This is a genomic window from Bacillus sp. 2175, assembly GCF_057812155.1.
This window is the reverse complement of sequence record NZ_CM173819.1, coordinates 296,458-322,500: the sequence shown is the minus strand read 5'-3', so window position 1 is coordinate 322,500 and position 26,043 is coordinate 296,458. Positions and strand designations below refer to the sequence as shown.

18 protein-coding genes, 3 rRNA genes and 1 riboswitch are annotated in these 26,043 nt (G+C 39.0%); of the genes, 4 read left to right on the top strand and 17 right to left on the bottom strand.

Annotated elements, in window-relative coordinates:
- Window positions 1–151 precede the first annotated feature (151 nt).
- From ACXKY9_RS01905 to ACXKY9_RS01870, 8 genes are all read right to left on the bottom strand, one after another.
- Window positions 152–883: a DsbA family oxidoreductase gene (locus ACXKY9_RS01905; RefSeq protein ID WP_000687949.1), complete on the bottom strand. Its 732-nt coding sequence runs from the start codon at window positions 881–883 to the stop codon at window positions 152–154.
- A gap of 199 nt (window positions 884–1,082) precedes the next feature.
- Window positions 1,083–2,042 carry an alpha/beta hydrolase gene (locus tag ACXKY9_RS01900; protein WP_000723976.1) on the bottom strand — a complete coding sequence of 320 codons (960 nt, stop codon included), beginning with the start codon at window positions 2,040–2,042 and terminating at the stop codon, window positions 1,083–1,085.
- A gap of 269 nt (window positions 2,043–2,311) precedes the next feature.
- Window positions 2,312–2,427, bottom strand: a 5S ribosomal RNA gene (gene rrf, locus ACXKY9_RS01895).
- Window positions 2,428–2,475: 48 nt separating this feature from the next.
- A 23S ribosomal RNA gene (locus ACXKY9_RS01890) occupies window positions 2,476–5,397 on the bottom strand.
- 145 nt (window positions 5,398–5,542) lie between these two features.
- Window positions 5,543–7,094, bottom strand: a 16S ribosomal RNA gene (locus ACXKY9_RS01885).
- Together the 16S, 23S and 5S rRNA genes form the textbook arrangement of a ribosomal RNA operon.
- Window positions 7,095–7,387: 293 nt before the next feature.
- Entirely contained in the window at window positions 7,388–8,893 is a 1,506-nt protein-coding gene (gene ampS / locus ACXKY9_RS01880) for an aminopeptidase AmpS (protein ID WP_000719210.1), read from the bottom strand.
- Window positions 8,877–9,578 carry a response regulator transcription factor gene (locus ACXKY9_RS01875; protein WP_000929880.1) on the bottom strand — a complete coding sequence of 234 codons (702 nt, stop codon included), beginning with the start codon at window positions 9,576–9,578 and terminating at the stop codon, window positions 8,877–8,879. Before ACXKY9_RS01875 ends, ampS begins: the two co-directional genes overlap by 17 nt.
- Before the next feature lie 143 nt (window positions 9,579–9,721).
- Window positions 9,722–11,047: an NCS2 family permease gene (locus ACXKY9_RS01870; protein WP_000833096.1), complete on the bottom strand. Its 1,326-nt coding sequence runs from the start codon at window positions 11,045–11,047 to the stop codon at window positions 9,722–9,724.
- A gap of 130 nt (window positions 11,048–11,177) precedes the next feature.
- Window positions 11,178–11,279, bottom strand: a riboswitch (purine riboswitch).
- Between the two features lie 482 nt (window positions 11,280–11,761).
- Between ACXKY9_RS01870 and ACXKY9_RS01865 the strand changes: the two genes are divergently transcribed.
- On the top strand, window positions 11,762–12,646 hold the full coding sequence (locus tag ACXKY9_RS01865) for a helix-turn-helix domain-containing protein (RefSeq protein WP_038413270.1): 885 nt from the start codon (window positions 11,762–11,764) through the stop codon (window positions 12,644–12,646).
- 88 nt (window positions 12,647–12,734) lie between these two features.
- Here ACXKY9_RS01865 and ACXKY9_RS01860 read toward each other — a convergent pair whose 3' ends face one another.
- On the bottom strand, window positions 12,735–13,031 hold the full coding sequence (locus ACXKY9_RS01860; RefSeq protein WP_021729050.1) for a YolD-like family protein: 297 nt from the start codon (window positions 13,029–13,031) through the stop codon (window positions 12,735–12,737).
- A gap of 24 nt (window positions 13,032–13,055) precedes the next feature.
- Window positions 13,056–13,274: a hypothetical protein gene (locus ACXKY9_RS01855; protein ID WP_038413267.1), complete on the bottom strand. Its 219-nt coding sequence runs from the start codon at window positions 13,272–13,274 to the stop codon at window positions 13,056–13,058.
- A 341-nt stretch (window positions 13,275–13,615) separates the two neighbouring features.
- On the opposite strand from ACXKY9_RS01855, the gene ACXKY9_RS01850 reads away from it, so the two are divergent.
- The 3 genes from ACXKY9_RS01850 (at window position 13,616) to ACXKY9_RS01840 (ending at window position 14,637) form a co-directional block, all read left to right on the top strand.
- Window positions 13,616–13,807, top strand: coding sequence for a hypothetical protein (locus tag ACXKY9_RS01850; RefSeq protein ID WP_031310119.1), 192 nt, complete (start codon window positions 13,616–13,618; stop codon window positions 13,805–13,807).
- 15 nt (window positions 13,808–13,822) lie between these two features.
- Window positions 13,823–14,089 carry a hypothetical protein gene (locus ACXKY9_RS01845; protein ID WP_038413265.1) on the top strand — a complete coding sequence of 89 codons (267 nt, stop codon included), beginning with the start codon at window positions 13,823–13,825 and terminating at the stop codon, window positions 14,087–14,089.
- Between the two features lie 347 nt (window positions 14,090–14,436).
- Window positions 14,437–14,637, top strand: a complete 201-nt coding sequence (locus ACXKY9_RS01840) for a hypothetical protein (RefSeq protein WP_021729103.1) — start codon at window positions 14,437–14,439, stop codon at window positions 14,635–14,637.
- A 612-nt stretch (window positions 14,638–15,249) separates the two neighbouring features.
- On the opposite strand, the gene ACXKY9_RS01835 is transcribed toward ACXKY9_RS01840, so the two are convergent.
- The 7 genes from ACXKY9_RS01835 to ACXKY9_RS01805 all read right to left on the bottom strand — a co-directional run bounded on the left by ACXKY9_RS01835 (window position 15,250) and on the right by ACXKY9_RS01805 (window position 26,029).
- A complete protein-coding gene (locus tag ACXKY9_RS01835) occupies window positions 15,250–16,182 on the bottom strand; it encodes an N-acetylmuramoyl-L-alanine amidase (RefSeq protein WP_038413238.1) in 933 nt (310 codons plus the stop codon).
- A 17-nt stretch (window positions 16,183–16,199) separates the two neighbouring features.
- The gene (locus ACXKY9_RS01830; RefSeq protein WP_021729298.1) at window positions 16,200–16,430 is read right to left on the bottom strand and encodes a phage holin; all 231 of its coding nucleotides are present in this window, start codon (window positions 16,428–16,430) and stop codon (window positions 16,200–16,202) included.
- Window positions 16,431–16,528: 98 nt separating this feature from the next.
- Window positions 16,529–17,803: a group II intron reverse transcriptase/maturase gene (gene ltrA, locus ACXKY9_RS01825; protein ID WP_038413236.1), complete on the bottom strand. Its 1,275-nt coding sequence runs from the start codon at window positions 17,801–17,803 to the stop codon at window positions 16,529–16,531.
- Between the two features lie 525 nt (window positions 17,804–18,328).
- Window positions 18,329–18,580, bottom strand: coding sequence for a hemolysin XhlA family protein (locus tag ACXKY9_RS01820; protein WP_031310537.1), 252 nt, complete (start codon window positions 18,578–18,580; stop codon window positions 18,329–18,331).
- Between the two features lie 30 nt (window positions 18,581–18,610).
- Window positions 18,611–18,988 carry a hypothetical protein gene (locus ACXKY9_RS01815; RefSeq protein ID WP_023901837.1) on the bottom strand — a complete coding sequence of 126 codons (378 nt, stop codon included), beginning with the start codon at window positions 18,986–18,988 and terminating at the stop codon, window positions 18,611–18,613.
- 16 nt (window positions 18,989–19,004) lie between these two features.
- Window positions 19,005–24,563, bottom strand: a complete 5,559-nt coding sequence (locus ACXKY9_RS01810) for a phage tail spike protein (protein ID WP_038415075.1) — start codon at window positions 24,561–24,563, stop codon at window positions 19,005–19,007.
- Window positions 24,560–26,029 (bottom strand): distal tail protein Dit, encoded by a 1,470-nt coding sequence (locus ACXKY9_RS01805; RefSeq protein ID WP_038413233.1) that lies wholly within the window; start codon window positions 26,027–26,029, stop codon window positions 24,560–24,562. The genes ACXKY9_RS01810 and ACXKY9_RS01805 overlap by 4 nt, the downstream gene beginning before the upstream one ends.
- Window positions 26,030–26,043 lie beyond the last annotated feature (14 nt).

The following is a 26,043-nucleotide window of genomic DNA, read 5'->3' as shown; positions in this document are numbered from 1 at the left end:
CGACTTGTTCTATATTACACCTCTAAAGTATAATCGTCAATACGTTTTTTAAAAAACTTTATATTTTATAGATTTCACTTATGTATTTCTTCTATAGTTATATACAAGCACCCCACAGAACTATCTATGGGGTACTACTCTATTATAAAAACTATTGCTCTTTCGACGGCGCCGAACAACTTCCATCAGTACAAAAAAGATCGCTTCCACCCTCTGAAGAAAGTTCTTGTAACTTAGGTGCAGGATTCTCTTCTTCCCACACTTGCTGAAGTGCACCAACAAAAGTTTCAAGTGGTTGTGCACCTGAAATAGCATACTTTTGATTAATAATAAAATAAGGTACTCCCGAAATTTGATATTGCTGAGCAATCGCTTCATCAATTCTAACATCATTTGCATACGCATTTTTATCATTAATAACATTTAAAGCCTCTTGCTTATCTAAACCTGAAACTTCAGCGATAGTAGCAAGTGTATCCACATCACTTAAATTTCTCGATTCAGTGAAGTATGCGAAAAGTAGATTTTCCGTAATCTCTTTTTCTTTTCCTTGATCCTTTGCAAACTTCGCAAGACGATGCGCATCAAACGTGTTCGTCGGCTTCATCTCATCAAAATTAAAACTTAAACCCATACTAGCTGCATGATTTCCTAGCTGTACGTTATTACGCTTAGCTTCTTCAATACTAATTCCATACTTTGATGCAAGTACTTCATTAATACTTGTCCCAGAATAGATTGGAGCATTTTGATCTAATTCAAAAGTTTTAAACTCAACTTCAACATCCTTCTTATGCGGAAATTGCTCTAAAGCCATCTCTAATCTACGTTTCCCAATATAGCAAAATGGGCATACAAAATCTGACCAAACTTCAATTTTCATAGAAACACCTCATTAACTTTTAGTTTTCAATCATTGTAGCACTGAGATTAAGGAATTCAAAAGTTTTTGCTCTACCTCCTTCATATAGTACATACAAAAATACACTTATAGCAGAATACCTAATTAACAAAAAAACGATAATCAAAAGGATTAACCATTATCCCTCCGATTATCGTCTATATAAATGCAACAACTTTAATTATGCCGGAATATACTTCCCTACGAACTTCCATACAGTATTCCAATATTTATTCGAATCTACTTTCTCCGCTTCCCCATGTCCAGCACCTGGAACAATTAATTTCTCTTTTTCTACTTTTGCAGCATTATATACTTCATCTAACATTTCAAAAGGAACGAATGTATCAGCATCCCCATGAATGAACAGCATAGGTGTTTTACTTTTCGCTACTTGTTTTACAGCTGAGGCCTCTTCTAAATCATACCCAGCTCTTAATTTAGTAACCGTATTTGCCGCATTCATAACAGGAAACTTTGGTAAGTGGAATAAATCTTTTAGTTGATAAGTAAATTCATCAATAACAGTTGAATATCCACAATCTTCAATAATAACTTTAACATTAGAAGGTAAATCTTCTCCTGAAGTCATCATTACAGTTGCCCCGCCCATTGAAACACCAAATAGAGCTATTTCAGCATTAGGGTCTTTCTTTAAGATTTGTTGAATCCAAATTAAAACATCTTTACGATCATGCCAACCCATACCAACATAATCCCCTTCACTATTTCCGTGTCCACGAAGGTCTGGTGCTATGACATTATAGCCTTGTTCATAAAAGTTACGAATATATTTCGTCATTTCCGATGCTCTACCACTATATCCATGAACTACAATTGCCCATTTATGACTAGATGGTTCATTCATATATTCATAACCTTTTAAATTTAATTTATCGAAAGAACGTATAGTTAATGTGTTAGGTTTATACTTCGATACGAAGTTCGCATTCTTTTCTTCATTTGCAGCCAATACATCTCCCGACGCATTTACCGTTTCTACTAAATGAGGATTATCTTGCAAAAATTCCTTTTCTTGTTTCGCATTCAACGCGTAGTTATAAAAATAATTCCCAACTAACATATACACGATTACTAGCAGGACTAAGACTACTATAGTAATTATACTTATCTTTTTCATATTATCTCCTTTTCTAACTTAAATCTTCTTATATTAAAGTACATCAAAAACAACTGTACTATTTTAACACACTGATGAATCCTATCTTTAAGAAATAAAATAGAAAATCTTAAATTAGATATAAAAAATCACGAAAGAAATTGAATAAAACTTATATAGCTACGTACCCAAAGGCCTTTTAAAAAATGAGCAGCACTTCAAAATATTTAGCTTTGAAAAGAAGTTATAAAACACAAAAAAGACGAGTCATTCTGACTCGTCTTAAAGTTGCTTGGCGACGTCCTACTCTCACAGGGACAAGGTCCCAACTACCATCGGCGCTAGAGAGCTTAACTTCCGTGTTCGGTATGGGAACGGGTGTGACCTCTCTGCCATCATCACCAAACTATGAAGGCATATTCCTTCAAAACTAGATAACATTGCTACATATTATATGGTTAAGTCCTCGATCTATTAGTATTCGTCAGCTCCACATGTCACCATGCTTCCACCTCGAACCTATCAACCTGATCATCTTTCAGGGATCTTACTAGCTTACGCTATGGGAAATCTCATCTTGAGGGGGGCTTCATGCTTAGATGCTTTCAGCACTTATCCCTTCCGCACATAGCTACCCAGCTATGCCCTTGGCAGAACAACTGGTACACCAGCGGTGCGTCCATCCCGGTCCTCTCGTACTAAGGACAGCTCCTCTCAAATTTCCTACGCCCACGACGGATAGGGACCGAACTGTCTCACGACGTTCTGAACCCAGCTCGCGTACCGCTTTAATGGGCGAACAGCCCAACCCTTGGGACCGACTACAGCCCCAGGATGCGATGAGCCGACATCGAGGTGCCAAACCTCCCCGTCGATGTGGACTCTTGGGGGAGATAAGCCTGTTATCCCCGGGGTAGCTTTTATCCGTTGAGCGATGGCCCTTCCATGCGGAACCACCGGATCACTAAGCCCGACTTTCGTCCCTGCTCGACTTGTAGGTCTCGCAGTCAAGCTCCCTTATGCCTTTGCACTCTACGAATGATTTCCAACCATTCTGAGGGAACCTTTGGGCGCCTCCGTTACACTTTAGGAGGCGACCGCCCCAGTCAAACTGCCCACCTGACACTGTCTCCCGGGTCGATAAGACCCGTAGGTTAGAATTTCAATACAGTCAGGGCGGTATCCCACCAGCGCCTCCACCGAAGCTAGCGCTCCGGTTTCAATGGCTCCCGCCTATCCTGTACAAACTGTACCAAAATTCAATATCAGGCTACAGTAAAGCTCCACGGGGTCTTTCCGTCCTGTCGCGGGTAACCTGCATCTTCACAGGTACTATAATTTCACCGAGTCTCTGGTTGAGACAGTGCCCAAATCGTTACACCTTTCGTGCGGGTCGGAACTTACCCGACAAGGAATTTCGCTACCTTAGGACCGTTATAGTTACGGCCGCCGTTTACTGGGGCTTCAGTTCAGAGCTTCGCTTACGCTAACCCCTCTCCTTAACCTTCCAGCACCGGGCAGGTGTCACCCCCTATACTTCGCCTTACGGCTTCGCAGAGAGCTGTGTTTTTGCTAAACAGTCGCTTGGGCCTATTCACTGCGGCTTTCCGTTAAGAAAGCACCCCTTCTCCCGAAGTTACGGGGTCATTTTGCCGAGTTCCTTAACCAGAGTTCTCTCGCACACCTTAGGATTCTCTCCTCGCCTACCTGTGTCGGTTTGCGGTACAGGCACCTTTTATCTCGCTAGAAGCTTTTCTTGGCAGCGGGGAATCAAAGACTTCGCTCCATAAGGAGCTTCCCCATCACAGCTCAGCCTTTATGATAAGCGGATTTGCCTACTTATCAGCCTAACTGCTTGGACGTGCACAACCAATCGCACGCTTCTTCTATCCTTCTGCGTCCCTCCATTGCTCAAACGATAAAGAGGTGGTACAGGAATATCAACCTGTTGTCCATCGCCTACGCCTGTCGGCCTCGGCTTAGGTCCTGACTAACCCTGAGCGGACGAGCCTTCCTCAGGAAACCTTAGGCATTCGGTGGACGGGATTCTCACCCGTCTTTCGCTACTCATACCGGCATTCTCACTTCTAAGCACTCCACCAGTCCTTACGGTCTGACTTCACTGTCCTTAGAACGCTCCCCTACCACTGATACCATTGGTATCAATCCGCAGCTTCGGTGGTGTATTTAGCCCCGGTACATTTTCGGCGCAGAGTCACTCGACTAGTGAGCTATTACGCACTCTTTAAATGGTGGCTGCTTCTAAGCCAACATCCTAGTTGTCTAAGCAACTCCACATCCTTTTCCACTTAATACACACTTTGGGACCTTAGCTGGCGGTCTGGGCTGTTTCCCTTTTGACTACGGATCTTATCACTCGCAGTCTGACTCCTAAGGATAAGTCATTGGCATTCGGAGTTTGACTGAATTCGGTAATCCGATGAGGACCCCTAGTCCAATCAGTGCTCTACCTCCAAGACTCTTACACTTAAGGCTAGCCCTAAAGCTATTTCGGGGAGAACCAGCTATCTCCAGGTTCGATTGGAATTTCTCCGCTACCCACACCTCATCCCCGCACTTTTCAACGTGCGTGGGTTCGGGCCTCCATTCAGTGTTACCTGAACTTCACCCTGGACATGGGTAGATCACCTGGTTTCGGGTCTACGACCACGTACTAAACGCCCTATTCAGACTCGCTTTCGCTGCGGCTCCGCCTCTTCAGCTTAACCTCGCACGGGATCGTAACTCGCCGGTTCATTCTACAAAAGGCACGCCATCACCCGTTAACGGGCTCTGACTATTTGTAGGCACACGGTTTCAGGATCTCTTTCACTCCCCTTCCGGGGTGCTTTTCACCTTTCCCTCACGGTACTGGTTCACTATCGATCACTAGGGAGTATTTAGCCTTGGGAGATGGTCCTCCCAGATTCCGACGGAATTTCACGTGTTCCGCCGTACTCAGGATACATTCAAGAGAGAACGAAGTTTCGACTACGGGGTTGTTACCCTCTACGACGGACCTTTCCAGGTCGCTTCGTCTACCTCGTTCCTTTGTAACTCCGTATAGAATGTCCTACAACCCCAAGAGGCAAGCCTCTTGGTTTGGGCTATGTTCCGTTTCGCTCGCCGCTACTCAGGAAATCGCATTTGCTTTCTCTTCCTCCAGGTACTTAGATGTTTCAGTTCCCTGGGTCTGTCTTCCTTACCCTATGTATTCAGATAAGGATACCATACCATTACGTATGGTGGGTTTCCCCATTCGGAAATCTTCGGATCAAAGCTTACTTACAGCTCCCCGAAGCATATCGGCGTTAGTCCCGTCCTTCATCGACTCCTAGTGTCAAGGCATCCACCGTGCGCCCTTTCTAACTTAACCAAACTAAAAATTAAAAAATATGAGCTACACTGTTATCTAGTTTTCAAAGAACATACATTTATATATGAGAGATAGTTCTCTCAAAACTGAACAAAACGAAACACGGAAACTTTATTGATGAACAGCGTTCATCAATTCTCCATAGAAAGGAGGTGATCCAGCCGCACCTTCCGATACGGCTACCTTGTTACGACTTCACCCCAATCATCTGTCCCACCTTAGGCGGCTGGCTCCAAAAAGGTTACCCCACCGACTTCGGGTGTTACAAACTCTCGTGGTGTGACGGGCGGTGTGTACAAGGCCCGGGAACGTATTCACCGCGGCATGCTGATCCGCGATTACTAGCGATTCCAGCTTCATGTAGGCGAGTTGCAGCCTACAATCCGAACTGAGAACGGTTTTATGAGATTAGCTCCACCTCGCGGTCTTGCAGCTCTTTGTACCGTCCATTGTAGCACGTGTGTAGCCCAGGTCATAAGGGGCATGATGATTTGACGTCATCCCCACCTTCCTCCGGTTTGTCACCGGCAGTCACCTTAGAGTGCCCAACTTAATGATGGCAACTAAGATCAAGGGTTGCGCTCGTTGCGGGACTTAACCCAACATCTCACGACACGAGCTGACGACAACCATGCACCACCTGTCACTCTGCTCCCGAAGGAGAAGCCCTATCTCTAGGGTTTTCAGAGGATGTCAAGACCTGGTAAGGTTCTTCGCGTTACTTCGAATTAAACCACATGCTCCACCGCTTGTGCGGGCCCCCGTCAATTCCTTTGAGTTTCAGCCTTGCGGCCGTACTCCCCAGGCGGAGTGCTTAATGCGTTAACTTCAGCACTAAAGGGCGGAAACCCTCTAACACTTAGCACTCATCGTTTACGGCGTGGACTACCAGGGTATCTAATCCTGTTTGCTCCCCACGCTTTCGCGCCTCAGTGTCAGTTACAGACCAGAAAGTCGCCTTCGCCACTGGTGTTCCTCCATATCTCTACGCATTTCACCGCTACACATGGAATTCCACTTTCCTCTTCTGCACTCAAGTCTCCCAGTTTCCAATGACCCTCCACGGTTGAGCCGTGGGCTTTCACATCAGACTTAAGAAACCACCTGCGCGCGCTTTACGCCCAATAATTCCGGATAACGCTTGCCACCTACGTATTACCGCGGCTGCTGGCACGTAGTTAGCCGTGGCTTTCTGGTTAGGTACCGTCAAGGTGCCAGCTTATTCAACTAGCACTTGTTCTTCCCTAACAACAGAGTTTTACGACCCGAAAGCCTTCATCACTCACGCGGCGTTGCTCCGTCAGACTTTCGTCCATTGCGGAAGATTCCCTACTGCTGCCTCCCGTAGGAGTCTGGGCCGTGTCTCAGTCCCAGTGTGGCCGATCACCCTCTCAGGTCGGCTACGCATCGTTGCCTTGGTGAGCCGTTACCTCACCAACTAGCTAATGCGACGCGGGTCCATCCATAAGTGACAGCCGAAGCCGCCTTTCAATTTCGAACCATGCGGTTCAAAATGTTATCCGGTATTAGCCCCGGTTTCCCGGAGTTATCCCAGTCTTATGGGCAGGTTACCCACGTGTTACTCACCCGTCCGCCGCTAACTTCATAAGAGCAAGCTCTTAATCCATTCGCTCGACTTGCATGTATTAGGCACGCCGCCAGCGTTCATCCTGAGCCAGGATCAAACTCTCCAATAAAGTTAGTTTGTCTAGCATCTAAAATAAAAATTGACGTTTCACGTTGTTTGTTTCGTTCAGTTTTCAAAGAACTACTTAGCCGCTCATTTGCGACTTCCTTATGTTAACACTTTCGTTATTTGATGTCAACTAAGTTTTTCATTTCGTTTGTCGCTTGCGACGTTATTGTCATCGGCGACTTGTTCTATATTACACCTCTAAGCTCTAATCGTCAATATGTTTTTATAAAAAATATAAAAAGGCTTATTTCTTTTAAAATAAGCCTTTTTATCACATATCATTCTATTCATTTATTATTTTTCTATAATTGGTAACGAAACGATAAATTGAATAATACCATCCCTATATTCCGCTCGAATACTACCACCTTGTAACTCAACAATACTTTTCGCAATCGCTAAACCGAGTCCCGACCCTTCCGTTACTCTACTTCGAGATTGATCCTTCTTATAGAAACGTTCAAACAAATTCGCTAACTCTTCTCTCGTAAACTCTTCACTATGATTCGCAATTACAATTTGTATATCCCTACGCTGCCTTTGAAGAGAAACTTTTATATCTGCATCATCTTTACTATACTTAATCGCATTCATTAGTAAATTATCAAATACACGAACCATCTTTTCCGAATCAATCGATGCATAAGCACGTTCCTCAGGAAACTTCTTAACAAACGTAAGTCCATGTTCTTCCGCCTGCGGTACTAACTCTTCTATTAATTGCTCGAGTAGCTCATTCATACAAACTTCCTGTTTTTCTAATACAACTTGTTCATTTGTTAACTTCGTATACTCAAATAAATCTTCTATTAAATTTTTTAACTGCTCCGACTTTGCAAAAGCAATTCTCGTATACTCATCGTGTTGTTCTTTATTTTCATATTTAGAATCTCGAAGTAATCGTAAGTAGCCCATAATAGAAGTCAGCGGTGTGCGTAAATCGTGAGATACATTCGTAATAAGCTCATTCTTTTGCTTCTCTAATTTACGTTCCTTTTCTATATTATTCATAAGCTCTTCTGCCATATTATTAATATTCTCAGTTAAAGCTGCAATCTCATCTTCACCTTTTTTCTCAATGCGGTACGCTAAGTTGCCTCTTTCTATTTCCTTTACACCTTGTGCCATTGCTTCAATCTGCTTCATCTTTCTCTTTGTTATATAGAAGAAAGAGAAAATGAATACAAGAACACCAATTAAAAACGGGAATGGCCCTTCTTTCGTGTCATACATTACCTCTCCCTCTGGAATTCCGCTAACAAACATGTACAAATTCTTTCCTTCAATAGTAATAGGTGAAAAAGATATAAACTCTTTTCTTGTACTTTCAAATACATTTCTACCATCTGTATAATTAATCGCAAATGATGCTGCATTACGAATCGTATTATGCAAATCGATTTGCTCTTCTTGCGCTTGCTTTGTTTTATATAAAACTTTACCACTTTCATCAGTAACCAATATCTTTAAAGCTCTAGACCCTTGCTCTAAATTTTGGTTCTCCATTTCGATCATATTTGATATAGCTTCTAATTTATTTTCATGAACCGAACTATTTGCCGCTCCTTGAGCTTGGTGATTAATTTGTTCCATACCAGCCCGATAATCGATAGTTGCTTGACGATTCGCATTCTCAAAAAATGGCGCAGCTCCCTTCGCTGACAAAACTCCTAATAACGCACAAGCAGCAAAAGTAGTAATCAATTGAATCCTTATACTCTTTCGTACGCTCTTTACTAATTTCTCAATTAATTCTCTTATTTTCCTTATATAAGTAAACGGATTAAATATCTTTTTCAATCTTATACCCCACTCCCCATACTGTTTTTATATATCTAGGTTTCCTTGGATTCTCCTCAATCTTTTCACGCACTTTCCGAATGTGCACCATTACAGTATTATCAGACTGGAAAGATCGTTCGTTCCACACCTTTTCATAAATTTGCTCCGCACTAAACACCATACCTGGATTTCTAGCTAGCAATTCTAAAATTGAAAATTCCCTCGGAGTTAGTTTCACTTCTTCTCCCTCTACAACAACTTTATGGGTCGAGATGTTGATTTTCATCTCCCCAATTTCTAACTCGTCCTCATTTTGGACAGCGAAACCATTCATTTTCATATAACGGCGTAACTGAGATTTAATTCGTGCAATTAACTCTAATGGATTAAAGGGCTTCGTTACGTAATCATCTGCCCCTGTTGTTAATCCTAAAATCTTATCCATATCTTGCGTTTTGGCAGAAAGCATAATAATAGGCATTTCTTTCGCTTCCCTTACCTTCATACACATATGAATACCATCCACTTTCGGCATCATAATATCTAATACGACTAGATGTATTTCATTTTCTTCCAATAGACGTAATCCTTCTTCTCCGTCTCCCGCTTGTAATACTTTATATCCTTCATTCTTTAAATAGATTGTAATTAAATTCCGAATTTCTTTTTCATCATCTACGACAAGTATTGTTTCGTGTGCCACAATATCTCCCCCATCACTTTTTTAATCCCTAACTTCTATTATAGGAAAACTTCTGAAGAAAAACGCTCGGAAATCCTTAAGATTTTCTGAAGACGCAAAAAGGTCTAGACTCCCCTTAAGTCTAGACCTTTAAAAAACCCCTTTTATTTACGAACGTAGATGAAATATAGTACGAATAAAACTCCCATAACATACATAATTGGATGAACCTCTTTACGACGACCACTCACAACCATTGTAATTGGATAGAAGATAAATCCAATGGCAATCCCAGTTGCGATACTATACGTAAGTGGCATAGAGATAATTGTAAAGAATGCTGGTACTGCAATCTCGAATTTCTTCCAATCAATTTCCCCTAAGGAAGAAACCATCAAGATTCCTACAATAATTAAAGCCGGTGCCGTTACAGCTGGCGTTACAACACTTAATAATGGCGAGAAGAATAGTGCCAGTAAGAAGAATCCTGCTGTTACAACTGCTGTAAATCCAGAACGTCCTCCTGCTGCTACCCCTGCAGACGATTCAATGTAAGACGTTGTTGTTGATGTACCTAAAATCGCACCAATTACAGTTGCAATCGCATCTGCAAATAACGCTTTTCCTGCACGTGGTAATTTATTGTTCTTCATTAACCCTGCTTGATTTGCAACCGCTACAAGCGTACCTGCTGTATCAAAGAAATCGATAAAGAAGAACGTTATAATAACAATCCCCATTTGAACTGTGAAAATATCTCCGAAGTGCGTTAACGCCACGCCGAACGTTGGTTCTAGACTTGGTATTGCTCCCACCACAGCTTTCGGAGTATCAATTAATCCTGTTGCAACTCCTAAGATCGCTGTAAGAATCATACCGTAGAATACTGCACCATTAACTTTCTTAATCATGAAGATGATCGTAGTAACAACCCCGAAGATTGCTAGTAACGTTGTGCCCTTTGTTAAGTCCCCCAACCCAACAAGAACCGCATCGTTTTTCACGATAATTCCGGCATTTTGGAATCCAAGGAAAGCAATGAATAATCCAATACCTGCTGCTACTGCAAACTTTAACTCCGATGGAATTGCATTAATGATTTTTTCACGAATACCTGAAGCAGTAAGAATAATAAAGATAATACCTGACATTAATGTTCCGGCAATGGCCGTTTGCCACGGAATACCCATCGTTAAGACTGCTGTATAAGCAAAGAACGCGTTAATCCCCATACCTGGCGCTAAAGCAATTGGATACTTCGCGAAAATACCCATAATTAACGAACCGATCGCTGCCGCTAATGCCGTAGCAACGAATACTGCACCTGGATCCATCCCTGTACCTGCTGGTAACCCTTTAACATTTCCAAGCGACAGCGTAGCAGGATTGACAAATAGTACGTAAGCCATAGATAGAAATGTCGTTAACCCTGCTATGAACTCAGTCTTATAATTCGTACCGAGCTCATCAAACTGAAAATAGCGTTTCATCCTATGTTTCCCCCGTTATATGATTACTCGCCGTATTTCACCCTAGCCCTCTTTTATCCCGAGAAATAAAAAAGGCTTCCATTGCATATATACATGGAAGCGTTCTATAAACAAAGACAAGTTTCCCCTCATCTTTATACAAACGCCTCGTAGTCAAGCCATTTACGGTAGCTAGGTAGAAACTTTCGGGCCATATCCCCGATATTATACGACGGCTATAATATTCACTTTTCGTTTGAATTACATAATCATATTAACTCGACGAAGTAGTTTTGTCAATTTAAAAACGAACATTTTCATAAACTTTTATAGTTTCGTTCGTATTAATGCCAAAATAAAAAAGATCCATCTATGCATAAGCAATAGATGGACCTTTTTATAAATACTATTCCCACTCAACTTACAAAAAGTATCACATAAGAACACACACTGATAAATAAACACTTTTAAAACGTATAAAACGCTTATTTCCATCTAAAACACTCAAATAAAAATAAACAAGTACCATATGAGTACCACACAACATATAAACAAAAGAGCACAGCGTGTATATACAGTGCGATCAACACTCTATATACCGTCCACCTGATTGCGCCAGGTAAACACTTGCTATACTCTCATGAATTATTGTACATCATGCAGGGTCTATTAAGCAACGTTTACCAAATTATTGGTGACGTTGCTTTTTTGTTTCCGAGAAGGAGACAAACCGTTATGGAAAAGAAAAAAGGAATTACAATTATTGCGGGGAATGAAACATACGAAAACCTTGCGACATTTAAAACAGTCGATGAATTAAACAAGACTGTTCGTGCATATAAAGAAAAATTCGTAGATCAGTTAAATAAAACTCAATTGGCTGTATTAAATAAATTACACAACTATTCTTCTAAGTTCTTTGGCGTTTCTTTCAGAACGAAAAAACACATCGCTGAAGACCTTAATATTAGCCGTAGAACGGTTATTAGAGTGTGCCTACACCTAGAGTCTTTAGGTATTATTAAACAGCTAGAAATGAAGCGTAAAAGCGATATGAGACAAACAAGCAATGCGATTGTTATTCAACCAATTATTGTGGAGGAACAGGTTGTCACACAAGCACCTATTAAAAATGAAGAAAAATGTCACACCAATAAAACAACTACTAAAACCTTAAAACAAAATATAAAAGATATAAATATACGTAATAGTAACGAGGCTCAATCTAATGTCAATGATAATGATTTTATGGACTATCGTGTTCCACAATCTATGCGAATGAAATTAGCAACTGCATTTGATTCAAATGTTATTAACGAATCATTTAGCAATGCTGTGAATATCGCTAAAAAGGCTGCTAAGAAGTTTCATTTACTATCCGAAAAAGATGTACTTAACAATATCCTTGCTAATGCGTCTGTAGCTTTATTCTCTAAAACTCATGAAGCTGAACATAATGGGACACTTATGAAAAATCCTATTGGGTATTTTACTAATACATTCAAAACGATGGTATATGACTACATCGATAGATTTAGAGACATCCACAATATTTCTAAACGTAAAGAAAATAACCATGTTGGACTAACAGGTATGTTCAAACAGTTTATCGATGGGTAAATTCGCTTATTTCAACGGGATTTTAACTAACTTAATGGACAAGTTCTACTTTGACAGTGGATTTATGAGCAAATAAAAACACCCAGTTCTAATAACTAGGTGTCCCAACTTTTAAAATATCCATAAATTGTATTTTATGTAGTTCATTGAATCCGACACTTACAACAATTCTACCCATTTGTTGTTCAAGTTTAACGATTTTCCCTTTGATAATATCTGGTTCTTTATATTTTCTATATACAGTAAAAACTAATTCTGTATCATCCTGTTTGGCATACTGAATCAATTCTGCAGCTTCTTGTTGCTCGAATTCATCCATATACGGTCTAGGTTCTTTTTTAGAGCCACTTTTCTTCTTTGGTGGTTTTGGAATTGCTGTTGACATGTAGCATCACCTCATTATGTATTTTTAAGCATGCTGATATTTTGCTCTTACTTTATCAACAGATAGTATATTAGCTAATTTCAACGTTCTAACTTGTTGTTTTTTCAGGCAATACACCAATATACGATCTTCATATATCTTTCTAACAATCACAGTTCTTTGAGAGAAATCTCCTGAACCGTTTAAATAAATTAATTCAATTGGTATTTTTTGATTGAGCGAACATTTAAGTAAATGATTCATAAGATGACCCCCACAAGAACATTTGTTTGCAATCGAATTATAGAACAAATGTTCTGTTTTGTCAATGAATGAGAAACTAATATTTACAGTTGTTACATGAAATTGGTATGATTTACTTAATTTAAGGGGGGATGATTATATGAAGGTTGTCCAATCAATATTTAGAGGATTTCGTTTAATCGGTAGAATTATTAATCCAATACTAAAGGCATTATCTAAAAGTAAATTTTAAATATCATAGCAATAAAAAAACGCCCATTTTTGCACTGCACCAACTTGTTAGACGCAATTAACACAATAGTGCAACCAAAATGAAAAAAATAGTTATGAAAGGAAAACAGATGCGTAAACTCAAAGAATATGACCTGGCATATATTTGTTACTATTCTGAGAGAATAGAGTTTTCAGCCATTGCTGCTGGATTTTCACAACCGGTGTCAACTAAGGTAATACATCATATTGTTCAAGAATTAAATAATCAGGGACTATTTGATTTTTACAAGAGTACCTATGAGGAAATGTTAGAAGAATGAGGAGAGTGGCTACATATGTTAACGAAATCGCAATACGAGCATTTCGCAGCAGATAAGCAATGTATCGAACGTGCATTAACCATGTGGAAAGAATGGATGTGCAAAAAAAAGACTTATACGGATGAACTTGCTGCTCAAGGTACGATGTACGTTGTCAATCATATGAAATTACGAGATCATCAAGTTTCTGTAATCTTCGATTTTTTTGATGAGTATTTAACTTTATTAGATCACGGAGAAGAACAAGCAGAAGCTTTTTATAAAACCATTATGAGGATGTAATAACAGAAGGTTCTCTCACGAATAACTAAAAAAGAGTATATTCATAAAAAATAAAGGTGGTTAATACAATGAAAACTGCGAATTGTGGGGGAATATCTTAGTAATACTTGCCCTACTCTATGTGCTGTTATATACCCTTATTGAGAATACATCTCTGTAGTTCCCTTTTGGTGTCTTACAAGAATTGTAGTTCTGTCATCTTTCTTTTGGATTGAAACACAGGAAAAGACACTTCATAATGAGGTGTTTTTTCTTTTTCCAATAGGTTGTTAAAAACCACATCTCTTTACCATACTAACAATACAGTTGCTATACTGCTATCTATACAACTTTCGAGGTGATACAGCATGAAAAAATATCAAATCGTTTATAGTGTTTTCTCTCCCAGTGGGCAACAATACAAAGAAAAGTTTATTGAAATTTACGCACCAACAGTTGAGCATGCAAAACACGGAATAGAAACTGAATTAAAAAGAAGAATGGGTAACCTATACCAATGGCAAATAGACGTTCAACAAATAGAAGGTGAACAACTCTCGTTATTCTAAACAACTTGACGAGATACACAGGAAGATATAAAATAATCACCCACGCGCAAAACTTGGTTTACACATCCCACAACTTGTGAAAGATCGGGCGATTGCCAACAACTTTTATGACATAACTGTGTTTATCAGGGGAGCGCATGGGGTATTGTGGAATATAGTGTATGTAAACTGCATACTCTATAATTGACATCTAAAGAACTTTCAACACGAAAAAGACAGCTTCAACTGGGGAAGGTGTCTTTTTCGCATATTACACGGTGTACCTACATATAATAAAATGGACAGTGATTTTTTCTCCTTTTATGATAAATCTATTGAAAAAAAGCATTCTTGGGGACGAATGCTTTTTTTCTATTCCCTATTTCACATACACATAGGCTCCAATCATAAACCCTATATTAAAAGCAAATTAAAATAAAAATCCCCTTCTGCATATGAGTGCAAGAGGGGATTTTTTAGGTTAATTTTACGGATACTTACCATAAATATAAAAATAAGAAACGGTGTACATTTATGGTAACATTTGCAAATATAATAGTCAAGATATACGTACCTACCTATAGAATCAGATAATATTTTTTATAAAACTATTCTTTTATACAGTAATATGTTTTATTTTTCAAACTTCACATATTCACCAGAAACCCATTGGTCGCCTCCAACATTATACCAACCGTCTCTATATCCCCACGTTTGATATTTTTCACCTTGATACACTTTTTTCACGATGCCATAGTTAGTTCCTGGACCTTTACGAACACGTAATACATCAGTTGTAATAGTCACTACACCAACGCCATCATTTAAAGGTTTAGAAGATGCTGGTACTTTTCCTCCTGTATAACGAATGTATGATGAATCATTATAAATCCACTGATCGCCACCAAGGTTTAACCATCCATTTGATTGGCCCCATACTTCGTAGGCCTCACCTTTACCTAATTGACGAATAACGCCATATCCAGTACCTGGACCTTTACGAAGGTTAATGCCATTCCCCTCAATATACGCAATACCTGTCCCATTATTTGACGGTGGAATAAGCGTAGGAGTTACTTTACCATCTCCATTGCATGCATTTTGGACTCTTTCAATAAAGTTAGTCCAACGTCCTTCTGCCAACATACGGTGAGGACAGTACTTCCCACTCCATGATTGATGTGTACGGACTTTATGAATTGGAATATTGTACTGTTTCATTAGTTGAGCTACAACGATAGTTGCATTGTCTTCCGCTTTATAATATCTCTCTCCACCACTTAAAGAATAACAGATTTCTACACTAATAGACTCTCGATTACCTGAACCGTTTCCATCACCACAAGCCCATGCATTACGCTCTAAAGGCAGACCTTGTACAGCTTCTTTATCATCTACCGCAACATGAAATGAAACTTGGTTATCATTACGAATCATATAAGCTACTTCGTTTTCTGCTGTAGCATCGTTGTAAGTATTGTGGACTGTAATAAATTCCGGATTCATTGTATAAGGACACTTTGTACCATATTTACTTGAATCAACTAATTTTTTTCTGATTTCCATTATTGAACATCTCCCTTTTAGTGTAAGTCATTTTTTTCTAATACATCTTTTTGTTGTAATCCTTTGTTGCTCAAATAGTTGTTCTTCCAAGCCATATACAAAGTGAATGCTCCTGTAATCACAGCTACTAAATCGTTTGTAATTTTGTCATCAATCGCTTGGTATCCCACAAGATTTAAGACACTATTAATCACAGCAATCACCAATACGACATAGCGACTAATTGAAGCTGCATCAAAGTTTCTCATACTCTCACCTCCTCTCAATCGAGTAGAGGGAAAATAAAGTAATTATTCTCGCCCCTCTCACACCACCGTACATACGGTTCCGTATACGGCGGTTCAGTTTATATTACAGTGTGAACTTTTAGATAGCGTTCTAAAGAAGAAGGGACTCCCCTCTTCTTTAGTCTTTGATTTGAGATGGCTCTTTGAACAACTTTCGATAACCCTATATATCGGAAGCCCTTTCGACAGTAGGTTAATCCCTTCGCTTCTTCCTCCGGAATCCCTAGTTGAACAAGCGATTTGATTTGTTTCTTCGGTACTTTCCATTGCTTCCAGATAATCACCCTAATTCTGGAGCGGAGCTTCTGGTCTACTCGCTCCAGAACACCTTTCATATTTGTACTCCTGAAGTAATTGACCCATCCAAATATCACTTGTTTAAGTTTCAATATTCGATAGTCTAACGGTACACTCCAGCTTCGTTTTGTCAGTTGGTGCAATTTTCTTTGAAATTTTTGTACCGAGATTGGATGTGGTTTCGTTTGATATCTCTTATCCTTGAGGGTGTAATAATATCCAAACCCTAAAAATTTTAAATCTTTTGGCCGAGAGATTTTACTCTTTTCTGTATTGACTATCAAGCCTAGTTTCTTTTCTATGAATCTCACGATTGATTTCATCACTCTGCCCGCTGCCTTCTCACTCCTCACAAAGATAAGAGCGTCATCAGCGTATCTCACAAATTGAAGTCCTCTACCCTCGAGTTCCTTATCCAGTTCGTTCAACATAATGTTACTCAGTAAAGGGCTGAGATTGCCTCCTTGCGGAGTTCCGACTGGTGTTTCTTCATATTTCCCATTCACCATAACTCCACTGACTAGATACTTTCTTATGAGAGAGATGACGTCTCCGTCATGTATTGAGTTAGATATAATTCGCATCAATTTATCGTGATGAACTGTGTCAAAGAATCTCTCCAAATCAATATCTACTATCCAATCATATCCGTTGTTTAGAAATTCCAAGCTTTTAACAATTGCCATCTCACAACTTCTTTTTGGTCTAAAACCATAACTGAATTCACTGAACTGCTTCTCAAATATCGGGCTGAGTATTTGATGAATGGCTTGTTGAACGACTCTATCCACTACTGTTGGTATTCCCAGCTTGCGCATCTTGCCATTCTCTTTTGGGATTTCCACTCTTAAGGCAGCTTGTGGTTGGTATTTCCTTGTTCTAATGCGCTGACGTAGCTCGTCCTTGTGCTCTTTCAGATATTGCTTTAGTTCTTCGACTGTTACACCATCAACTCCACTAACACCTTTGTTTTTATAAACGCGTAAGTAGGCTTCATTCATATTTTTGTTGCTTAAAATTGCTTCTAAGAGTTCCACACTCGTTTCTCCTTTCCCTTCACGTAGTAAGTGACAACTCCATTTTGATTATCCTTTGAGATACGCTCATACTTTCATCATTAACATATTCGGAGTATGTCACTTACGCATTCATGGCGTTGAAACACTATAAACTGTTCGGCCCTTCATGAATTTGTTCCACTACTATGGCTTCGGCTGACTTCTTGCGGTTAACCATTTTCGACTGTACTGTTAGTACATCCGCAAGATCTCCCAGGGTAAGGCAACTATCTTTCCTCTTTTACTCGCCTGATTTACTCTACAAAGTTACGCACATCTTTTGGACTTTAACTTGTTATGGAGCCTCATCCCTTTATAAAGCCTTCATATCAGGTTTCTGTTCGTCGAGCCAAGATTTTATTCCACGCTTCCTCCAGCCCTAACCTCACGGTAAGTACCTTGCGCTTCCTTAGTGGTTGGTCGATGTGTACCCCCACAGTGGACTTCCACCACCTAGATAGTTGCCATGCCTGGCACACATAAAAAAAGTGACCGTATATACGATCACTTCCCTACGAATTTAAAAAGTAGTGCTATTCCTCCAGCTATAAGAGAACCGACAACTGTTGTTCCCATCCAAAACACAAGTTTATCCAATCGATCTACACGTAAATGAGCGCTTTTTGCCGACTGTTGCGCTTCGATTGCGAGTTCTCTAACATTACCGAGACCATCAATTTTTGTTTCCACCCTTGTTAATCCAATAATTACTTTTGTGAAATCGTCATGGTTTTCATGTTCGGGCAATCTTCTCATCTCCTTTTTAGGCAACAAAAAAAGACCAGCTTATGGCTGCTCCTGCTCTGTTTGTGTGTTATTTTCATTAGTTGATGCTGGCGGTTCTTGAGATGGGTAATTCCCTGTAAGTTTAAAATAATCATTTGCACAAATGTTCCTTTTAGCAACTCCTAAGTTCAATTCATATAATTTGGCTCCACAACCACATAACTCACATTTCGTTAAAACCCTAAAACCAATAGTTCCGTCAGACATGTCCCTCCACACCTCAACTTTACTCGTATCATTGGAAACCCCTGCATTATCTAACATGTCAGCAGGTACTTGTATAAAGACTCCTGTTTCCGTTCGCTTTACATCTACTATTCTTCCCATATAAGGAAGCATTTCACCTTCTTGAAAAGGCATCATGTAGTTAATATCCATGTTTAATCCTTCCTTTCTATCCAAGTGCGTTAAATTTCCAACCACTTGGAGTACTCGCATAAAAACCCGATCCCATATTACCGTCTGTAAAGCGAATATGACCCCATTGTTGGAATCCACCGCCACCTAAGTTAATTCCCTGCATTGCTCGTATATTCCTAAAGATTTTCACTTCTTTTTCAGTACTTATATCAAACGTTTGTCCGTCTGGTGCTGGAGCTATATTGTTATTCACACCACCTATAGCGATTGCGTTAAACGGCTGAATACCATCTGCTCTTTCTGCTGCGGCACGATCCCAATTATACATAGATGCATATTTGCCACTGTATAGCGTTACACCACTTACACAAATCGCTGTCCCTTGTCTCATGTCAGCATTTCCAGAACAAACTTTAATAATCAATGCGTGTTGTTGTGGAATATAGTTTGTCGGCACTTTGAAAGTGAAAGAGTATCTTCTGATTTCTCCATAAAATGTCGACGGTTCAGGAAAGTCCATTTTTTGTTCATTCCATATATCGTAACTTACATTGTCTCGGAATTTAACGCAGCATACTTGTAAACGTGGTTTTCCTGTTTTACGTACACCATTTATCATAGACGTTCTAAAGTGAGCAGAAACTGTATATTCGTTACCAGGATGTATCCCATTATTCACGATTGCTTCTGGATAGTTATACATATCTACCCTTGCAGCATTCACCATCTGCTCGTAATCGAATATATGTGTATTCTTTTCTATTACGACATTTCCCCAGGACTTCCAAGTAAGGCCATATCCACCTTCAAATCCATAATAATCGTTATGGCCAATGTTTTTCTTTGTAACACTAGAAAAGTCTGGATCTGCTATTAGGTTTCGTCTTGATACCGCAGTTGTTTTTGTGCCCCATTCGTCTTGGAATAGGAAGTCTAGCATTTTAACAGTTACACCATCTTTATCAATGGTTATCTTATCACCATCAATTCTAATAAGATTCGTATCAATGCCTTTTGCAGTTAACCATTTCACCATTGTATCGGCATTAATATTCAGTTTCTCAGCATCGATTATAATCTTACCAGGTGACATATTAATAGAAGTAATGATACCGTCTTTTAAAATTTGTGCTAAGATCCCTTCATCTAATACCTGTAACTTCGATTCTGTTTTCTTTACATAGGCATTATAGGTCTCATTAATAAAACTTTCCTGTTTTTTTGAAATGATAGTAACGCCTTCTTCATTAGTAGCGATACTTCTTTCCAATTCGGTTACTTTTTTATCGTAATCTTTAGTTGCTACTCTATTAGCAATATCCTCTATCATTTTGTCAGCATCCGTTTGATCTTTCGGATGTAACCAAAATTCTGTAGCTATAGTGCCACGTTGTAACATAGGTGCAGCACACCATAAACGCCCATTTCTTGTCACGTAATAACGCCATCTCACAAACGATGCATTAGCTGGTGCTTTATCTGTGCATACAGCACGAACCCATGTATGATTTACAACAGTGATATTCGTTCTAGCTGTCTTAATACGAGTTTTTTTGTCAGCAGTCCACCATTCCATTTCAATAAATGCACCGCCACTATCAATAGGTGTTTTCCCATCAGTATTGAAATAACCTGATGCAACAAACTCTTCGTTAACCTGACACTCAATGAATTGACTTGTAAGTCCCCACCAACGATCTTGCGTCTGGCCAGCAACAGTAATTACAAATGTATTAATCCCTTTGTATTTTAAACTCGTATCAACAGCACCAGTAGCCCCATTACCGCTATTCCAAAACCAATATTTCTGTCCTAACGTAAAATTAGCATCACGCAACTCGTTGACAGTACCTAAACCACCTACATAAGCTTCAACATCTTTCTTTTTCATTGCTAGCTTCAATTCTTCAGATTGTTGCAGGATCGTTGTAGTAGCTTCAGTCAGTGTTTGCCCTTGCTGAGTTTGTATTTCCTGTATTTTTTTTACATCACTTGTTATCCCTTCGGCGTTCTTCGTAATCTCCGTTACTTTCTGGCTGAATACATTTTCTTTTACCCCATCTTCCGGAGACGGAGCGAATGCTTTCGGCATAGATCCTTTTAACACAGATACATTTTTGAAGTAGCACTCACTACCATCGGCAGAACGATCGCCATAAATATACAAGCTAAAACCTTTTTTCATATCTGATTTATCATGTAATTTCATTGTTGTATACAGGCGAACCCACTTTTTAACAGGTTCAATCTTTAATTCTGGCGTACCCCCACTATGAAAGCCCATTGAAGTGTTACCCTCAATAAAGTGGTGTAATCCTACCGCTATTTTGTTATTTACTGTTTCCGTCCATACATCTAAAGCGATCGTGTACGTATCACCTGGCTGGAAATCATTTCGGAAACTAGCTGGCATTTCTTGAGGCATTCCAAGCCACCTTTTACCTTGACCGAATTGACCATTTTTGTTAATAACAGCAACTACAGGATACCCAAACTTTTTGTCATTAACGTGCATATGATAACCCTTTGTAGGATCTGTTGTTCCAGCGTTATAACCTGTTGCCCAATTACCAGCGCGCAAATTACCGTTTAGGTTCTTATCCCATTGCAGGTCGTTATCGGCCCAATAGTGTGTGAAATCTCCGTTCCGTACATAGTTACGATCACCAGCATCATTAATGATAGATTCCGTTTTTTCAATACGCTCTTTTACACCCTCGAAACTTTGTTCCAACTCATAAGTCGATTTTGTAAAACCCGTAGGAACAGAACCTTTTTCTAGTTTAGGTTTCTTGAAACGAAATTTCTTACCCTTTGAATTTTCGTTTCTTTCAAATCTTAATCGTAATCCCCATCCAGTTGCCCGCGCATCAATTTTAAATGTAAATGATCTTCTAGACCAATTAGCGACAGAGAATCTATTGTACAAGTTTTCTGCCCAAACTCCATTAATAAATTGGAATACAAGTAAATCAATAGGAACATCGTTTTGCATATCGATACTAAATGTCATATCTTTCTCTTTTTCGTAGTCACCCATCTTAGTATTATCTAGATGGAATTGGTAGAAAGAGTCGGTATGATCTGTACATTCTACAATCATGTAATCCTCAGTGAATGATTGAGTAGCTTTGTTGACTAGTGCGCCTCCAGACATTCCAATTGTTTGTGGCTTTTGATTTCGCCCAGTATTGATTAGCCAGTTTTCAACGCCCACTGTACGAGATTCAACCTGCTCCAATTTTTTAGAGATTCTCCCAGCCTCTTCTTTGATTTCGGTTGTTATCTTGGTGAAAACATTACCATCTGCAATATCTTCAGGAGCAGGTCTCCACGAATAATCTTTACTGCCTATAGTCAATTGTGGTGAACTCTGCTGATACCAACAACCAGCAGGAGGATTTACGTCAGGTTCTATACGAAAATGACTCTCGTTATCCGTTCCCGTTGATGCCATCATACCCACTGTCACTACGAATGAAACAATTACACGCTGCCATTGATTAGTAGATTTATTTGGACGGATGCCAGTAGCACCTGCAGCAAAATAGAAAGTGTGTTGTAGATCTTGGCCATTCGGCAAACCTTTTACACGAGTAAAAATTGAATAGGTTACTTTATCTCCTACTTTTACAACTTTTCGATCTACTAAATCCTTGAAGTTATAAGCTAAAGCAGTCCATGATGTTTGAGTTTCTACGACTGCATTACCTTGAAAAACATCCTTCGAAATTTTAACTTTATCTGCTGATTTAAGCCACCAACGATTGTCTGCTTGCGCAAAGGTCAAAGCGCCATCAAAAGATTTAGAACCGATTAACAAGTTTCTTACATCGTCATTAATGTTCGCTACACTTTCTTTAACTGCTGAAATAACTTTCTTATTTCCGTCCACATCACTTTCTAATGTATTGATTTTACTTGTAGTATCAGTACTATTTTTCGTTAATGTTTCAATAGACAATTTAAATTTCTCAGAATCCTGTTCAACCTGAGTTACTTTTTTATCAATTTCACCTTGATCTCTTTGTACATCAGAAATAGTTCTTGTAACTTTTGAAAGACCCTCTGTTACTGTATTAAATTGCCCAGTTGCTTCTTCTTGCGCTTCTTCCACTTTCTTATTTAATTCTTCTTTTGTAAGTTTAATATCCTTATTAACCTGCTCCAGTGTATCTTTTTTAATAGATTCCACATCAGGAATAAGAAGCTCCCACCCTTTACCATTCCACACTTTTAAAATACCAGGTTTACCGTTACTAATATCTCGCCATAATGTTTTACCTACTATAAGATTATCAATTGGTGGGTTTTTAGCTTCAACAATATTTACCGTATTATTTTTCAGGTTTTCCTGAACCTTTTCAGCAATTTTCTTAGCGGATTCAGATTCTTTTTGAGCATCATTTGCTTTTTCAGCAGTCTCTTTAACCAACTTATCTAGCTGATCTAAAATTTCTTGTTTACTACCTAATGAAGCCAGGACTTTATTATAGAGCTTGCGTAATTCCTCGTTTGGATCAACAATTTCACGGTAATCACCAAATACATATTTATCTTGCATCGGATCTTTAAATGACTCATCTCCAGCGATTGCTCGTGCTTCAAGGTATAACTTGGGTGTAAATCCAGTATCTTTGATTCGGATTGTATCACCTTCATTAATTAACTCATGTGCCAATCCAAACACACGACCGATTGATTGTGCTTCAACTTCATAAGAAACAGATGTGTTTACACGTTTTTTCATCTCCGTTTTCATAAGAGTCATTAAACGGCCTGGAGTGATATCTTGTTCTGTCTCTGGAGTATAGAATCCGAATTTATGCTTTCCTTTTTCATTCCAGCGCTGGAACGCATCATTATCTACGATGTACGGCAGACCATTATTAATACTCTCAACTGTAACTATCTTATCTCCTTCACCTTTAACGAACCCTATAAGCGCTGTACAGACATTTTGAGAGTTTTCAATACGTTTGATTCCCATTAAATCTTTACCAAGAGTTACTTCTTTACCTATTTCTCGACCACGCTTCTTAATCATATCCACATAACGACCAACGAATTGATTACCAACAACTTCAGCACGATACACAATTTCCAAATCAAAAAGAGAAGCGATATCCTTTAATAATTTAAGCGGATCTATAGGTTCATTGATAGTCATTGTATGAAAACCAGAGTATTCTGTACGACCTCGTTTCCACTTTGTCCCTGTTAAAGCTATGTCAATAAACTCATTGACCGTTTTCCCTTCAATTCGTTGAGGATTGATAACACCTGCTTTTGCTAATAAAATCCACTCACCAGATGCATAAGTAATTACGGATCTATCATTAGAAACTTTTTCAGCTTCCGTAATTACATACGGTACAATAACACCGCTACGCACTTCTTTTAACACTAAGTTTTGTTGCAAGAGTGTAGCTGCTTGTTCTGTACCATCAGCCGTTGTAAAATCAAACTTATCAATATTGTTCTTGATTTCCCAATGCCGTTTATCATCCCAATAATCTTTAGATTGGATAGTAGAAACAATTTGTTCTGTTTGAAAATCAACAACATGAAGTATCCCACTTGGTGTCCTCATCTAAATCGCTCCCTATATTTCACCTTTGCTGTTCCTATATCAGAAGGAATAATTTCAAGTTTATTCATACCTTTATTGATAACAGGAAAATTACTAAAAATATCTTTTATGTTAATAGCGTTTTTCCCTTCAATACTGACACGACTGTTTTCTGTATCAATCACGACTTTGTCACCAACATCGACTATATAAGGCGGTGTATTTTGATTATTTAAATTCACTTTCCAAAATTTCAAATCAGAAACTGTCATCGCTTCTACTGGCGGAACATCTTGCCACTGCATGATACTAATCTGTATTTGAGCTGCTTTTTCCATATGTTTATTGTCTTTATCAGTCCACCTTGCAAAGCGTTCTGAATCATCTTTTTCTGTTCCAGGAAGAAATTTTGAAATATAAGCCTCCCAATCGTTACCGGTTCTAGCGATCCACAACCTGCCATAATACTGATTCCATGTATTCGGATAATCACCACTCTCATAAATTAAACCTGTTTTTCCAGGTTTATTATCATATCCAATTACCATCGTTCCAAAATTTTGTTCAGCTTGCCAATAGAGGTCATTCATGGCAATTTTTGAAAGAACTTTGCTGTTTTCATCGAGTATCGCTATCTCAACTCGTCCCATTTCATTAATCGTTTTACTTTTACATGTAACGTGGGCTTGCATAATAAAATCTTGTACTGGCCCACCAGGGATACTCTTCTTAACAGCTGCGCCATGCCATCCATTACCTGATCCATAGTCCGAACAATAGAATTGGTAACTATCTGTTTTCATTTCACCAACTGGATTCCCATCTTCCATAGAACTAACCTTACTCCATCCTACAGTTGTAGACATTTCATCCCATATAAGACGTTGATTTCTTTCTACAGGCAATTGCTCCATTTTTAATGGCATTCCAATACGGAAATAATCCGTTTCCTTTGCATATTTATCTTCAAACCATACATCTAAAAAAGTGTTTGGTTTCGTAATGTCAATCTCAATAATAGGATTAGAATGAACAGTTCCTTTGTTTTGAACATTTGCCGTTAACCCAAGCGCACCTGTTTGAAAATCTACTGTTCGAGTAGGTCCTAATTTATAAGGCATCGGACAAATAAACTTCAAAGTGCCTTTACCTAACGTAACGAAATCATCAGGATCAAACTCTTCATCAATCACAGCTAAATATGTTCTATCAGGAGTTGCATCAAAAACTAGCTCAACTGCTTCTTCTGTAATTAACCAAGCTGCTATTTCTTCTTTTAACGTTTCTAAATTTGTTCCATCTGGAACGATAATTCCCACAGGAACAGGAAGTGGACGAGGATCTGTTTCCATTCCTAATAATCTCGCGCCTGGATATCCAGGTGTTTTTAAGAAATTACGTTTTAAAGGCGCCCATGTTGGTGGACTCCATCCTTTTTCTATTTGGATATATTCTTTTCGTTGATTGTTGAATGTAAAAGAGCTCATTTTGACACCCCGTT

Bases quoted from the DNA above. Each gene is read 5' to 3' on its own strand.
- ACXKY9_RS01905 (WP_000687949.1), bottom strand. From the start codon at position 883: ATGAAAATTGAAGTTTGGTCAGATTTTGTATGCCCATTTTGCTATATT.
- ACXKY9_RS01900 (WP_000723976.1), bottom strand. From the start codon at position 2,042: ATGAAAAAGATAAGTATAATTACTATAGTAGTCTTAGTCCTGCTAGTA.
- ACXKY9_RS01870 (WP_000833096.1), bottom strand. From the start codon at position 11,047: ATGAAACGCTATTTTCAGTTTGATGAGCTCGGTACGAATTATAAGACT.
- ACXKY9_RS01865 (WP_038413270.1), top strand. From the start codon at position 11,762: ATGGAAAAGAAAAAAGGAATTACAATTATTGCGGGGAATGAAACATAC.
- ACXKY9_RS01860 (WP_021729050.1), bottom strand. From the start codon at position 13,031: ATGTCAACAGCAATTCCAAAACCACCAAAGAAGAAAAGTGGCTCTAAA.
- ACXKY9_RS01855 (WP_038413267.1), bottom strand. From the start codon at position 13,274: ATGAATCATTTACTTAAATGTTCGCTCAATCAAAAAATACCAATTGAA.
- ACXKY9_RS01850 (WP_031310119.1), top strand. From the start codon at position 13,616: ATGCGTAAACTCAAAGAATATGACCTGGCATATATTTGTTACTATTCT.
- ACXKY9_RS01845 (WP_038413265.1), top strand. From the start codon at position 13,823: ATGTTAACGAAATCGCAATACGAGCATTTCGCAGCAGATAAGCAATGT.
- ACXKY9_RS01840 (WP_021729103.1), top strand. From the start codon at position 14,437: ATGAAAAAATATCAAATCGTTTATAGTGTTTTCTCTCCCAGTGGGCAA.
- ACXKY9_RS01835 (WP_038413238.1), bottom strand. From the start codon at position 16,182: ATGGAAATCAGAAAAAAATTAGTTGATTCAAGTAAATATGGTACAAAG.
- ACXKY9_RS01830 (WP_021729298.1), bottom strand. From the start codon at position 16,430: ATGAGAAACTTTGATGCAGCTTCAATTAGTCGCTATGTCGTATTGGTG.
- ACXKY9_RS01820 (WP_031310537.1), bottom strand. From the start codon at position 18,580: ATGAGAAGATTGCCCGAACATGAAAACCATGACGATTTCACAAAAGTA.
- ACXKY9_RS01815 (WP_023901837.1), bottom strand. From the start codon at position 18,988: ATGGATATTAACTACATGATGCCTTTTCAAGAAGGTGAAATGCTTCCT.
- ACXKY9_RS01810 (WP_038415075.1), bottom strand. From the start codon at position 24,563: ATGAGGACACCAAGTGGGATACTTCATGTTGTTGATTTTCAAACAGAA.
- ACXKY9_RS01805 (WP_038413233.1), bottom strand. From the start codon at position 26,029: ATGAGCTCTTTTACATTCAACAATCAACGAAAAGAATATATCCAAATA.